The organism is Salinifilum aidingensis, assembly GCF_054782015.1.
In genome coordinates this window covers 76951-89645 of the sequence record NZ_BAAGTH010000001.1, presented here as the reverse complement: position 1 = coordinate 89645, position 12695 = coordinate 76951, and the positions used below count along the sequence as shown (strand labels likewise).

Below are 12695 nucleotides of genomic sequence, written 5' to 3'. Positions count from 1 at the left end.
CGGGGCGCGTCCGCATGTCGGTGAGCCGCGCCCGTCCAGTACGCTGGAACTGTGAACTCCGACGTCGCCGCTGAACTCAAGGAACTGTCCAACACGCTGGAGAGCATCGAGAGCGTGCTGGACGTGGAGTCGTTGCGCGCGAAGATCTCCGAGCTGGAGGCCGAAGCGGCCAAGCCCGACCTCTGGGACGACATCGAGTACGCCCAGCGGGTCAACAGCCAGCTCGTGTACCGGCAGGGCGACCTGCGGAGGGTCACCGCGCTCCGGCAGCGCCTGGAGGACCTGCAGGTCCTCTACGAGCTCGGCGAGGACGAGGGCGACACCGCCGAGCTGCAGCGGGCCGAGCAGGAGCGGGCGCAGCTGAAGGAGGACCTCGAGGCCCTCGAGGTCCGCACGCTGCTCTCCGGCGAGTACGACGAGCGCGAGGCCATGGTCACCGTCCGCGCGGAGGCCGGCGGCGTGGACGCGGCCGACTTCGCCGAGATGCTCATGCGCATGTACCTGCGCTGGGCCGAGCGCCACGAGTACCCCACGCAGATCTACGACACCTCCTACGCCGAGGAGGCCGGGGTCAAGTCGGCGACCTTCCGGGTGAACGCGCCCTACGCCTACGGGACGCTGTCGGTCGAGCAGGGCACCCACCGGCTGGTGCGCATCTCGCCGTTCGACAACCAGGGCCGCCGGCAGACCTCCTTCGCCGGTGTCGAGGTGCTGCCCGTCGTGGAGGAGACCGACCACGTCGAGGTCAACGAGAAGGACCTGCGGATGGACGTCTTCCGCTCCTCGGGGCCCGGCGGGCAGAGCGTCAACACCACCGACTCGGCGGTGCGCCTGACCCACCTGCCGAGCGGCATCGTCGTGTCCTGCCAGAACGAGAAGTCGCAGCTGCAGAACCGGGAAGCGGCGATGCGCGTGCTGCAGGCCAAGCTGCTGGCGCGCAAGCGCGAGGAGGAGCAGGCCGAGCTGGACGCGCTGAAGGGCTCCGGTTCCAGCTGGGGCAACCAGATGCGCTCCTACGTGCTGCACCCGTACCAGATGGTCAAGGACCTGCGCACGAACTACGAGGTGGGCAACCCGGAGGCCGTGCTGGAGGGGGAGATCGACGGGCTGCTCGAAGCGGGCATCCGCTGGCGCCGCCAGCAGGAGCAGGAAGCGGCCTGACCCCGCGCCGCGGCGTGGCCCGCCCCGCCTCCGCTGGCGGCGGCCGCGGGGCTCGCCCCCGGCGGCAGCGTCGCGCCGCGAGCGCCTCGAGCGGATTCGGGTCTTCCCGACGAACCGCCCGCGGCGTGATCGCCCCGGCGTTCCGCGCGAATTGCTGCGCACAGCGCACTGCTGCGCGCTGTCGCGTGGTGCGCGGCGCTCGCGCAGCCGCACGCGCCGCGGTGTGATCACTCCGTTACGTGGTGCCTCTCCTGCGTGGTCACCCGGATGCGCGGCGTGTCGCGCTTGCGGCGAAACCACTGGTGAGCCGCTCATCCTGGGCCGGGCGGCGGAGCGGGCACGGCCCGTGACTAGACTCCGCTGGCGTGATCCGCCTCGAGCACGTGTCCAAGACGTACAAGACGTCGTCCAGGCCCGCCCTCGACGACGTTTCGATGCATGTCGACAAGGGCGAGTTCGTGTTCCTCATCGGCCCGTCGGGGTCGGGGAAGTCGACGGCCCTGCGGCTGCTGCTGCGCGAGGAAGTGCCGTCCCAGGGCCGGGTCCTCGTGGGTGACTGGAACGTGGCCAAGCTGCCGCGGCGGCGCGTCCCCCGGCTGCGTCAGCGCGTCGGCTGCGTGTTCCAGGACTTCCGGCTGCTGAACAACAAGACCGTCGCCGAGAACGTGGCGTTCGCGCTCGAGGTCATCGGCAAGCCGCGGCACACCATCCGGCGCGTCGTCCCCGAGGTGCTGCAGCTGGTCGGGCTGGACGGCAACGCCGACCGGATGCCGCACGAGCTCTCCGGCGGTGAGCAGCAGCGGGTCGCGATCGCCCGCGCGTTCGTGAACCGGCCGCTGGTGCTGATGTGCGACGAGCCGACCGGGAACCTCGACCCGGACACCAGTCAGGACATCATGCTGCTGCTGGAGCGCATCAACCGCACCGGCACCACGGTCCTGATGGCCACGCACGACCACTCGATCGTCGACTCGATGCGCCGCCGCGTCGTCGAGCTCAGTCTCGGCCGGGTGATCCGGGACGACGCCCGCGGTGTCTACGGCGCGGGTCGGTAACTCCCCGCCCACCCCGAACCCCCGAACCCAGCCAGGAAGCTCAGATGCGCGCAAGCTTCGTACTCAGCGAGGTCGTCAACGGCCTGCGCCGGAACGTGACGATGACCATCGCCATGATCCTGACGACCGCGATCTCGGTGGGCCTGCTCGGCGGTGGTCTGCTCGTCGTGCGCATGATCGACAAGATGCAGGCCACCTACCAGGACCGGGTCGAGGTCGTCGTGTTCATGACCGACGACGTCAGCGCCAACGACCCCTCCTGCGGGCAGCAGCCGTGCTCGGACCTCCGCTCGGAGCTGCAGCAGCTGCCCGGGGTGGAGTCGGTGGATTACGAGAACCGGGACGAGGCCTTCCAGAACTTCAACCGGGTCTTCGAGTCGCAGCCCGAGCTGCGCGACGTGGTCCGCAAGGAGGCGCTGCCGGCCTCGCTGCGCGTGAAGCTCTCGGACGAGTCGCGTTCGCAGGCGCTGGTGCAGCAGTTCACCGGGCGTCCCGGCGTCGACACGGTCACCGACCAGGCCGAGTACCTCAACCGCCTGTTCGACATGCTCAACGGAGTGCGCAACGCCACGTTCTCGGTGGCTCTGGTGCAGGCCCTGGCGGCCCTGCTGCTGATCTCCAACACGATCCAGCTCTCCGCGTTCACCCGGAGGACGGAAACCGGCATCATGCGCCTGGTGGGCGCGAGCCGCTGGTACACGCAACTGCCGTTCCTGCTGGAAGCGGTCGTGTCCGGGTTGATCGGCGCGCTGCTCGCGGTCGGCGGGCTCGTGGTCGCGAAGTTCAGCTTCCTGGACAACGTGATCGCGCCGATCGCCTCCTCCGGGGTCGTCCCCCCGATCGGCATGGGCGACATCGCCGTGGTCGCACCGGTCCTGCTGCTGGTGGCCGCGGGCATCTCGGCGGTCACCGGATATGTGACGCTGCGCCTGTACGTCCGGCTGTAGGCTGGTCGGCATGGGCAAGGAGAGCGGTCGCAAGCTGATCGCGCAGAACCGGCGCGCGCGGCACGACTGGTCCGTGGTGGACACCTACGAGGCCGGGATCGTGCTGACCGGCACCGAGGTGAAGAGCCTGCGCCAGGGCAAGGCGTCCCTGGTGGACGGGTTCGCCACCGTCGACGGCGGCGAGGTGTGGCTGCGGCACGTGCACATCCCGGAGTACACCGAGGGCACCTGGACCAACCACGAGCCGCGGCGCTCCCGCAAGCTGCTGCTGCACGGCGAGGAGATCGCCAAGCTGCTGGGCAGGGTCCAGGAGAGCGGAATGAGCCTGGTGCCGCTGTCGTTGTACTTCTCGGACGGCAAGGCCAAGGTCGAGCTGGCGCTCGCCCGCGGCAAGCAGAAGCACGACAAGCGCCGCGACATGGCCAAGCGCGATGCCGAGCGGGAGATGCAGCGCGCCATCGGCCTGGCCCGGAAGGGGCGCCGCTGAGCGCGGTGGGGCCGATCGCGCGCTCCGGTGGAATGAATCAGGTGCACCGGGAATGATCGGCGCGCCTGCGGGCGTTATGCTGGGCGTGCAGCTCGAACAGCGTGCCCGCGCGAACGGGCGATGAGGGGGTGACTGGTTTCGACTTCGTAGGTTGATCCGAGGGAAGCGTGCCGGTGCAGGCGGGAGACCACCGTGAAGCGTCGCCGTCAACTAATAAGCGCCGACAACAAGAGTCAGCGCGAGTTCGCCCTCGCCGCCTGAGCGAGGAGCGACTCTGTCGGATCGGGTAAGCCTCCGTCCCGAAATCCGGCATCAGCGAGGAGGCTCACCACGTGGCCTGGTCGCGGGGCCTCGTGGGACACCGCACAGCGACTGGGCTCGTCACACCGGCTCGTCCGCGTGACCGGTGGAGCCGAGTAGAGGCGTAGCGGACTGCGCACGGAGAAGTCTCGGTGAGGCTGCGAAGGACCCGGGTTCGAATCCCGGCACCTCCACAGCACGACGAGGGGCCACCCGCACGGCGGGTGGCCCCTTTTCGCGTTCCGCGCCCGCCGGCGGCCGCCCCGGGGGCGTTCGGGAGGCTCCCGGGCGCGCAGCCGCGGGCCGGCGGAACCGCGCCCCGGTTCGGCGCCGAGGTCGGGGACGTGCGGCGGCGGCCGGGAGCGGGGATCACCCGGTTCGGCTCGTGCCCCGCGGCAACTCGCTCCGTACCGTGGAACATCACGAGCACATGATGCGCATCACCGGTCGGGGCTGCGGAGTTGCCGGGCTCCGGGGCTGCTGGCCGGGAGCCGCTGGCCGGGGATGCCGCCTGGGGCTGCGCACCGGTGGCGTGGACGAGCCCGCGGGAGGGCGACGGCGGCTGGCGAACGCGGCGGTCCGTCGTCGGCGACGTCGAGGGAGCACGTGCGATGCCGTTGGAACCGACCTCCGAGGCGTTCTTGGCCCGGCTCGCGGAGTCCGGCACGCCGCCGATCCACGAGTCGACTCCCGCGATCGCCCGGATGAGCGGCCCGATCTTCGCGGGCATGAGCGGTCCCGGACCGGAGGTCGCGGCGGTGCGCGACCTCAAGCTGGACGGCGCGGACGGGCGGTTCCGCACCCGGGTGCTCACCCCTGCGGGCACCCCGCGGGCGATCGTCGTGTACTTCCACGGCGGTGGCTGGGTCCTCGGCGACATCGACCTGCAGTACGACCACGTGGGGCGTCGGCTGGCGAACACCACGCGCTCCACCGTGGTCCTCGTCAACTACCGCAAGGCCCCCGAGCACCCCTTCCCGACGGCGATCGAGGACAGCTGGGCCGGGTTGACCTGGGCGGCCGAGCACGCCGCGGAGCTCGCGCCGGAGGGAGTCCCGCTGATCGTCGCCGGCGACAGCGCCGGCGGCAACATCGGCGCGGTGATGACGCTGCGGGCGCGCGACGCGGCGGGGCCGCGGATCGACCACCAGGTGCTGATCTACCCGGTGACGGACTGCGACCTCGACCGGGGCTCCTACCTGGCGCCGGAGAACCAGTTGCTGCTCGGTCGGGAGACGATGCGCTGGTTCTGGGGCCACTACCTGCCGGACGAGCGGGCGCGCACGCATCCCGACGCCTCCCCGCTGCGCGCCGCGACGCACGCCGGGCTGCCGCCCGCGCTGGTCTCCGTCGCCGAGTGCGACCCGCTGCGCGACGAGGGCGTCGCCTACGCGCGGGCCCTGGAGGCCGCCGGGGTGCCGGTGGTGCTCCACGAAGCCGCGGGGCAGATGCACGGCTACTTCCAGATGGCCGGCCTCCTGCCCGGGCACGAGGAGGGCATGCGGCTCGTCGCCGAGCACATCGACGCGTTCGTCGCCGGGAGGGGAGGGCGGGCTGACCGATGTCCGACCACGACGTGATCATCATCGGGGCCGGGTTCTCCGGCCTGTACCAGCTGCACCGGCTGCGCCTGCTGGGCTTCGACGCGCGGGTCTTCGACGAGGCCGGCGATGTCGGCGGGACGTGGTACTGGAACCGGTACCCGGGCGCGCGCTGCGACATCGAGACGATCGAGTACTCCTACACCTTCGACCCGGAGCTCGAGCAGGAGTGGGACTGGAGCGAGCGCTACGCGGCGCAGCCGGAGATCCTCGCGTACGCCCGGCACGTCGCGCAGCGCCACGACCTGCGCACCGGCATCACCTTCAACACGCGCGTGGAGATGCTGGACTGGGACGAGTCCGCGTGCGAGTGGACGGTGACCACCGGCGACGGCGCGCGGGCCACCGCGCGCTTCGTGATCGCGGCGACGGGGTGCCTGTCGGTGCCCTCGCGGCCGCAGTTCGACGGGTTGGACGGTTTCACCGGCGAGGTGCACTGGACGTCGCACTGGCCGCACGAGGAGGTCGACCTGGCGGGCAAGCGGGTCGCCGTCATCGGCACCGGTTCGTCCGGGCTGCAGACGATCACCGCGATCGCCCCGGTCGTCGGGCAGCTGACGGTCTTCCAGCGCACCCCTCCCTATGCCGTGCCCGCCCACAACGGGCCGATCGGGGAGCGGCTGGCCGAGGTCCGCACGCGCTACCGCGAGTTCCGCGAGGTCAGCCGGACGACCACGGCCGGGTTCCAGTGCGGTGCGGGCACCCGGGCCCTCACCGAGACCGGCGCCGGGGAGGTCACCCGCGAGCTCGACCGGCGCTGGGCCGACGGCGGCCTGTGCTTCATGCAGGCCTTCCCGGACATCCTCTCCGACGCGGAGGCCAACGAGGCGGCGGCCGAGTACGTCCGATCCCGGATCCGCAGCAAGGTCGACGACCCGGAGCTCGCCGAGAAGCTCTCGCCGCGGTCGTATCCGCTCGGTGCGAAGCGGATGTGCGTCGACACGGGGTACTTCGAGGTGTACAACCAGGACAACGTCTCGCTCGTCGACGTCAACGAGGAGCCGATCCACCGCGTCACCGAGCGCGGGATCCTCGCCGGGGAGCGCGAGCACGGGTTCGACGTGATCATCCTCGCCACGGGGTTCGACGCGATGACCGGTGCGCTGGACGCCGTGGAGATCCGCAACGGCGACCGGACGCTGCGGGAGAAGTGGGCGGCGGGTCCGCGCACGTACCTGGGGTTGATGTCGGCGGGGTTCCCCAACCTGTTCATGATCACCGGGCCGCAGAGCCCGTCGGTGCTGTCGAACATGATGACGTCCATCGAGTACCACGTGGACTGGATCAGCGGTGCGCTGGCGCATCTGCGCGAGCGGGGCGCGCGCCGCATCGAGCCGGAGCTCGACGCGGAGGACAACTGGGTGAACACGACGAACGACGTCGCGGCGCTGACGGTGATGCCGCGGGCGGCGTCGTGGTACGTGGGCGCCAACGTCCCGGGCAAGCAGCGCGTCTTCATGCCGTTCGTCGGCGGGGTCGGCACGTACAAGCTGATCGCCGACGGAGTGGCGGTCGCGAACTACCACGGTTTCGAGGTGGCCTGAGCGGGGGAGCCTTCCCTCCTCCCGCCTGCCACTTCCGGGGCGTGGTGAACGTTTCTCGTGGGGACTCACCACGTGCGGGGCGGTCGGGTGCGGAGGAATCGCCTCCCGGGTGAGTTCCGCGTCCGGGAGGGTGAGTCGGCGGCGGTCGCGTCGAGGCGGTTCGCGGCGGCCGCGTCAAGGTTGTGTCGGCACTGTCGCACGTTGTTTGCAACAGCGATCAGTTGCACAATAATGGCGCGCCATGAACGCGTCAGCGACCCGGACGACCGGTGCGGCGAGTGCCGCGCCGCAGTGGACCCCTCGCGTGCTGCGCTCCCTGGCGGGCATGGGCGCCTTCGTGGTGCTGCTCAACGTCGTGGGCTGGGGCGTGTTCGGCCTCGTCGTCGCCCCGCAGAACGTCATGGGCGGTGCGGGCGCCTTCGGCGTCGGCGTGACCGCGTTCCTGCTCGGCGTGCGGCACGCGTTCGACGCCGACCACATCGCCGCCATCGACAACACCACGCGCAAGCTCGTCGGCGAGGGCAAGCCCGCCGCCGGCACCGGCTTCTGGTTCTCCCTCGGCCACTCCAGCGTGGTCTTCGGCCTGGCGCTGCTGCTGGCCGCCGGGATCGGCGCGCTCATCTCCCCGGTGCAGAACGAGAACTCGCAGCTGCAGTCCACCCTCGGGCTCGTCGGCACGCTCGTGGCCGGGGTTTTCCTCCTGCTCATCGGGTTGATGAACCTGTTCGCGCTCGGCGGCGTGCTGCGCGTGCTCCGGCGCATGCGCTCCGCGGGGCTGGACGAGGTCGAGCTGGAGCGGCACCTGCACAGCCGGGGGTTCCTCGCCCGCCTGCTCAGCCGCGTGATGCGGCACGTCAGCAAGCCGTGGCACATGTACCCGGTGGGGCTGCTCATGGGGCTCGGCTTCGACACCGCCACCCAGATCGCCCTGCTCGCGCTGGCCTCCAGCTCGGCGGCGCTGACCCTGCCCTGGTACGCGATCCTCGTGCTTCCCGTGCTGTTCGCCGCGGGCATGTCGATCTTCGACACCGCCGACGGCGTGCTCATGACGTGGGCCTACGGGTGGGCCTTCCTGCGCCCCGTGCGCAAGATCTTCTACAACCTCACGGTGACGGTGCTCTCGGTCGTGGTCGCCTTCGGGATCGGGGGCGTCGTCCTGGCCGAGCTGCTCGTCGAGCGCTTCGGCATCGAGACGGGTCCGCTGGCCTGGATCGGTGGGATCGAGCTGGAGAACGCGGGGTACGTCATCGTCGGCCTGTTCCTCGTCACCTGGCTGGTCGCCGCGGCGGTCTGGAAGTTCGGCGGGTTCGCCGAACGCGATGCCGCCGAGGCCCGCAGCACCGCGGCCGCCGAGGACACCGCGGCCACTGAGGACGCCGCGGCCACCAGGGACACCGCGGTGGGCTCGGCCGAGTGAGGCAGGTGCGATCACCCCGCGGGTCGAGGCCCCTCAGCCCGCGGTGGCAGGCCGAGCCGCGACCCGCGCCCGACGCGCGAGCAGGCACGCGCGGTGCAGGCTGATCACGTGACCGATGCGAATCCCCCCGGCGCGGCACCCGGAGCCGCGCGCACCCCCGCGGAACCACCAGCGAGCCAGGGCCCAGCGAGCCAGGACCGGGCGAGGCCCGCCCGGGCACGCGTGATCGGTGTGGACATCGCCCGCGGGCTGGCCGTGCTCGGCATGTTCGTCGCGCACGTCGGCCCGAGCCGGTTCACCCCGGACGCGGGCGGGGCCGCCGGAGTCCTCGACGCGCTGTCCGCGGGCCACGCCTCGGTGCTCTTCGCCGTCCTGGCCGGGGTGTCGCTGGCCCTGCTCAGCGGTGGGCACGCCCCGCGCGCCGCAGCGGCGCCGCGGCGGGACCGGGTGCGCATCACCGTGCGCGCGGTGCTCCTGCTCCTGCTGGGCATGGTGCTGACCGAACTCGGCGCGCCGATCATGGTGATCCTGTCGTCCTACGGTGCGTACTTCCTGCTGGCGCTGCCGCTGCTGCGGGTGCGGCCCGCGGCGCTCGCCGCCACCGCCGCCGTCTGGGCCCTGCTCGGCCCGGTGGTCTCGTTCGCCCTGCGCAGCGGCATCGAGCAGAGCACGGCCGGCGGTGCCGTCGCCTTCTCCGACCTGACCTCCCCCTCCGGCGCGGGGCAGGCCGCGCTGCGGCTGCTGCTCACCGGGACCTACCCGGTGCTGACGTGGATGCCGTTCGTCCTCGCCGGCATGGCGCTCGGGCGGCTCGACCTGCGCGCGCGGGCCGTGCGCCTGCGCGTGCTCGCGACGGGGGCGTGCCTGGCCGTGCTCGGCTACGGCGGCTCGTGGCTCGGACTGCACGTCTTCGGCGGGATCCGCGCCCTGGAACCGCTGCTGTCCGTGCTGCGCCCGCTGGGCGAGCGGCTGGGCGAGGAGCCGCTGGAGCTGCTGGCGACGACTTCCTTCGGCGCCGCGCCCACCACGGGCGGTCCCGCGGTCCTGCTGCTGGCCGGGCCGCACTCCGGCACCCCGTTCGAGATCCTCGGCTCCGGCGGGTGCGCCCTGGTCGCGCTCGCCGTCTGCCTGCTCCTCGGCGACGCGCGCGGCGGTGCGGTGCTGTCGCCGCTGGCCGCGACCGGAGCGCTCGCGCTGACCACCTACACCGCGCAGGCGCTGGTGCTCATCCCCGTGCTGGGCGAGGCCGGGGAGGGATCGCCGGCGCGGCAGCCGTGGTTGCTGCTCGGCGCGTTCACCGCCGCGACGCTGCTGCTGTGCGGCCTGTGGCGGTGGTGGCTCGGGCGCGGGCCGCTCGAACGGGTGCTGCACCGCGCCTCGGTGGTCGTGGCGGACCGCGTGCCCGGCGCGCGGCGGGGGTGAGCCCCGCTCCGGCGGCCGCCGAGGCCGAGCGCCACCGGGCAGTGCTCCCGGGAATCTGCCCGCTTTCGGTGATTTTCCAGGGCACGCGCCCCTCGTTGGCGGTGGCGGCGCGCGCGTGTGGCATGCTGGCGGATCGCGGGTCGGGGTGGCCGGCACCGGCCCCCGACGGAGGGGAAGGAGCTCGTCGATGCCGCGTGGCGGGGTGAGGCCGCTCAAGACGTTCGGGCGCATCGACCCGTTCTGCTGGCTGGCGGCCGTTCCCGGGGTGATCATCGCGATCGTGCTGGCCATGCTGGGCACGTGGGTGCTCGGCTTCGTGGCCCTCGTCATGGTCGCGCTGCTGCTGCTGTTCGACTCCTGGGCGAACCGGCCGTTCCCGGAGGAGCGCCCGTCCCGGCGCGAGGGCACGCCACCCCCGCCCGGCGGCTCGCGGGAGCGCCCCCGCGGCGGTGCGGGCGCGCGCCCCGGCTCGGACCGGACGCGGAGCACTTCTTCCCCGGGCACGGCGCAGCGCGGGACGCAGAACCGGCCGCCGCGTTCGCCGCAGCGCCCGCGCCGGTGAGCGCACCGGCTGGTTGCCCGACGTCCGCTGTCCGGGCGAGCGGGCCGGGGTCGGCTGGGAGCCCGCGGAACCCCGAGCCGGCTCGCGGCACCAGCCGTTCCGCGGAGTCCCTCAGCCGGACGCCGCGTCGGTGATCGTCCCCGCCCAGAGGAAGTCGGCCGCTCTGCTGCGGGCGACGAGGCGGAGCCGCCGCTCCTGGTCGTGCTCCTCCGGGTGCTCGGGCGGCGGGACCTCCGGATCGTCCGGGAGGAACACCGCGCGGAACTCGGCGTGCGCCGCCCGGTGCACCGTGCCGACGAACACCTGCGCCGCGCGGTCGCCGCGCCACTCGTCCACCCAGGCCACGGGGTAGCCCGCGGCGCGCAGCGCGTCCTTCCACCGGCGCGCGGTCGCGTTGGTCCGCGTGAGCACCGCCGCGTTCGCCCACGCCGGCCGCGTGCCCGAGTGCGCTCGTGCGGTGAGTTCGGCCAGCCCGTCGAGCAGCGCCTGCTGCTGGTGCTCGGCGCCCCCGGACCACTCGACGACCTGCCCGCCCCCGGACAGCGGGACGGCCGGAGCTGCGGACGCGGTGTGCACGTCGTCGAAGCGGTTGCCCGCGTCGATCCTCCGGGCGTCGGCGGCGAGGGCTTCGCGGTTGCGGTAGTTCCACCGCAGCACCTCGTGGCGGCCGCGCAGCGGAACGCCCGCGTCGGCCAGGCACCAGCCGCCGGAGTGGATCTGCTGCTGCCCGTCGCCGACGAGCAGCAGCTGGTTCGGCCCGTCGCCGCTGATCGCGTGCACCAGGCGCAGCCCCAGCGGGGTCAGGTCCTGCACGTCGTCGACCACGGCCATCGCGTACGGGCGCGACAGCGGGTGCCGTTGCAGCTGTGCGAGCGCGCGGGCGAGGACGTCGTTGTGGTCGAGCGCACCGCGTGCGGCCAGTTCCCGCTCGTAGGCCTGGTAGAAGTGCCAGACCGCGTCGTGCAGCCGGGCCGGGAGCCGGCCCGGGCCGGTGCGGGGGACGTGGCGGTAGGCGGTGGCGTCCGCGATCCCGCGGCCCTTGATGACCCGGTCGATCTCGTCGCGCCAGTACGCCTGGCGCGGCCGGAACCGCCGCAGCGGTTCGGTGCGGGGATCGCGCCAGGCGGCCTGCAGCGCCCGGCGCACCGCGTCCTCGTCCACCTCCGCGGGCTCGCCGCGCGCGTGCAGGAGGTGCTTGGCCCAGCCGTGCAGGTGGACGAACTCGACGCGGTGCTCCACCTGCGGTGCCAGGCGGCGGAAGCGGTCCCGCGCCGCCCGCGACGCGGTGGAGGTGTGCGCGGTGAACAGCAGCGCGCCGTCGACGCGGCGCGCGTGGTGCGCAAGACGGTGCAGCGCGAGCACCGTCTTGCCGGTGCCGGGCGGGCCGGCGAGCCGCGCCGGTCCCGCGTAGCGCCGCCGCACGATGCCGGCCTGCTCCTCGTCGGGGAAGAGCCGCCAGTCCCGGCCCGCCGCGTCGTCACCGGGGTGTTCGGCCGGTGCCGCGGTGCCGGCGGGATCGGTGCGGTTGCGCTGCTGCGGGAGGGTGCGCGCGGTCCAGCCGTGCGGTTCGAGGTCGAGGGTGTGGCCGGCGAGGTGGTGCGCGAGCGCACGCGCGTCGTCCGGGGTGAGCACGACGTCGCCGCGGTGGAGGAGGTCACCGGCGGCCCGGGCGTCGAGCAGCTGGAAGTCGGCGGGGGCGGGCACCGGGTGTTCGCCGGGGTGCACGGCGGTGGTCCGCAGGGCGGTGTCGGCCACCGGCCCGGTGGCGGTGCGCGCGTTGGCGAGCAGTTCCGCGGTCCACCGGAACGCGCCGCGGGCGTGCTCCGCCGCGGGGGGCTCGGCGCGCAGCAGGACGACGAGGACGCCGCGCGGGCCGACGAGCACCGCGTCCGGCCGGTGGGGCGGGGTGTCCGGGGCGAGCGCGTGCAGCAGCGCGTACCAGCCCTCGGCGTGCGCCAGGCGGAAGCGCTCGGCGACGGGGCGCTGCCAGCTCGGCAGCGGCGGTCCGGTGGAGTGCCTGTCTCGCCGGTGCTCGCGGGAACGTCCGGACACGGTGCCTCCCTGTAGCGTCGCGGGCACGCGCGGTGCCGACTTTACTGCTGTGCGGAGCTTTTTCGAGGGGTAGCCGGGTGGATCACCCGGACGTCGCAGGAACGGCGCGGCATCCGAGTGAAACCGTCCGATGTGGATGGAAACGTG

At 73.0% G+C, this 12695-nt stretch carries 10 protein-coding genes and 1 other RNA gene; 10 read left to right on the top strand and 1 reads right to left on the bottom strand.

Annotation, left to right across the window (positions count from 1 at the left end; all coding sequences use genetic code 11):
• The first annotated feature begins 51 nt into the window (after positions 1 to 51).
• The 10 genes from prfB (at position 52) to ACYVJE_RS00395 (ending at position 10496) form a co-directional block, all read left to right on the top strand.
• Positions 52 to 1161, top strand: a complete 1110-nt coding sequence (gene prfB / locus ACYVJE_RS00440) for a peptide chain release factor 2 (RefSeq protein WP_459158508.1) — start codon at positions 52 to 54, stop codon at positions 1159 to 1161.
• Between the two features lie 365 nt (positions 1162 to 1526).
• Positions 1527 to 2216 carry a cell division ATP-binding protein FtsE gene (ftsE, locus tag ACYVJE_RS00435; protein ID WP_459158509.1) on the top strand — a complete coding sequence of 230 codons (690 nt, stop codon included), beginning with the start codon at positions 1527 to 1529 and terminating at the stop codon, positions 2214 to 2216.
• Between the two features lie 44 nt (positions 2217 to 2260).
• Entirely contained in the window at positions 2261 to 3163 is a 903-nt protein-coding gene (gene ftsX, locus ACYVJE_RS00430; RefSeq protein ID WP_461142762.1) for a permease-like cell division protein FtsX, read from the top strand.
• 10 nt (positions 3164 to 3173) lie between these two features.
• Positions 3174 to 3650: an SsrA-binding protein SmpB gene (gene smpB, locus ACYVJE_RS00425; protein ID WP_459158511.1), complete on the top strand. Its 477-nt coding sequence runs from the start codon at positions 3174 to 3176 to the stop codon at positions 3648 to 3650.
• A 124-nt stretch (positions 3651 to 3774) separates the two neighbouring features.
• Positions 3775 to 4147: a transfer-messenger RNA gene (gene ssrA, locus ACYVJE_RS00420) on the top strand.
• A gap of 414 nt (positions 4148 to 4561) precedes the next feature.
• Positions 4562 to 5530 (top strand): alpha/beta hydrolase, encoded by a 969-nt coding sequence (locus tag ACYVJE_RS00415; RefSeq protein WP_461142761.1) that lies wholly within the window; start codon positions 4562 to 4564, stop codon positions 5528 to 5530.
• A complete protein-coding gene (locus ACYVJE_RS00410) occupies positions 5512 to 7095 on the top strand; it encodes a flavin-containing monooxygenase (protein WP_461142760.1) in 1584 nt (527 codons plus the stop codon). Before ACYVJE_RS00415 ends, ACYVJE_RS00410 begins: the two co-directional genes overlap by 19 nt.
• A 241-nt stretch (positions 7096 to 7336) precedes the next feature.
• The gene (gene nicT, locus ACYVJE_RS00405; RefSeq protein WP_461142759.1) at positions 7337 to 8512 is read left to right on the top strand and encodes a Nickel transporter NicT; all 1176 of its coding nucleotides are present in this window, start codon (positions 7337 to 7339) and stop codon (positions 8510 to 8512) included.
• Between the two features lie 108 nt (positions 8513 to 8620).
• A complete protein-coding gene (locus ACYVJE_RS00400; protein WP_461142758.1) occupies positions 8621 to 9934 on the top strand; it encodes a DUF418 domain-containing protein in 1314 nt (437 codons plus the stop codon).
• 187 nt (positions 9935 to 10121) lie between these two features.
• Positions 10122 to 10496, top strand: a complete 375-nt coding sequence (locus ACYVJE_RS00395; RefSeq protein ID WP_459158516.1) for a hypothetical protein — start codon at positions 10122 to 10124, stop codon at positions 10494 to 10496.
• 111 nt (positions 10497 to 10607) lie between these two features.
• Here ACYVJE_RS00395 and ACYVJE_RS00390 read toward each other — a convergent pair whose 3' ends face one another.
• On the bottom strand, positions 10608 to 12548 hold the full coding sequence (locus tag ACYVJE_RS00390) for a UvrD-helicase domain-containing protein (RefSeq protein ID WP_461142757.1): 1941 nt from the start codon (positions 12546 to 12548) through the stop codon (positions 10608 to 10610).
• Positions 12549 to 12695: the final 147 nt, after the last annotated feature.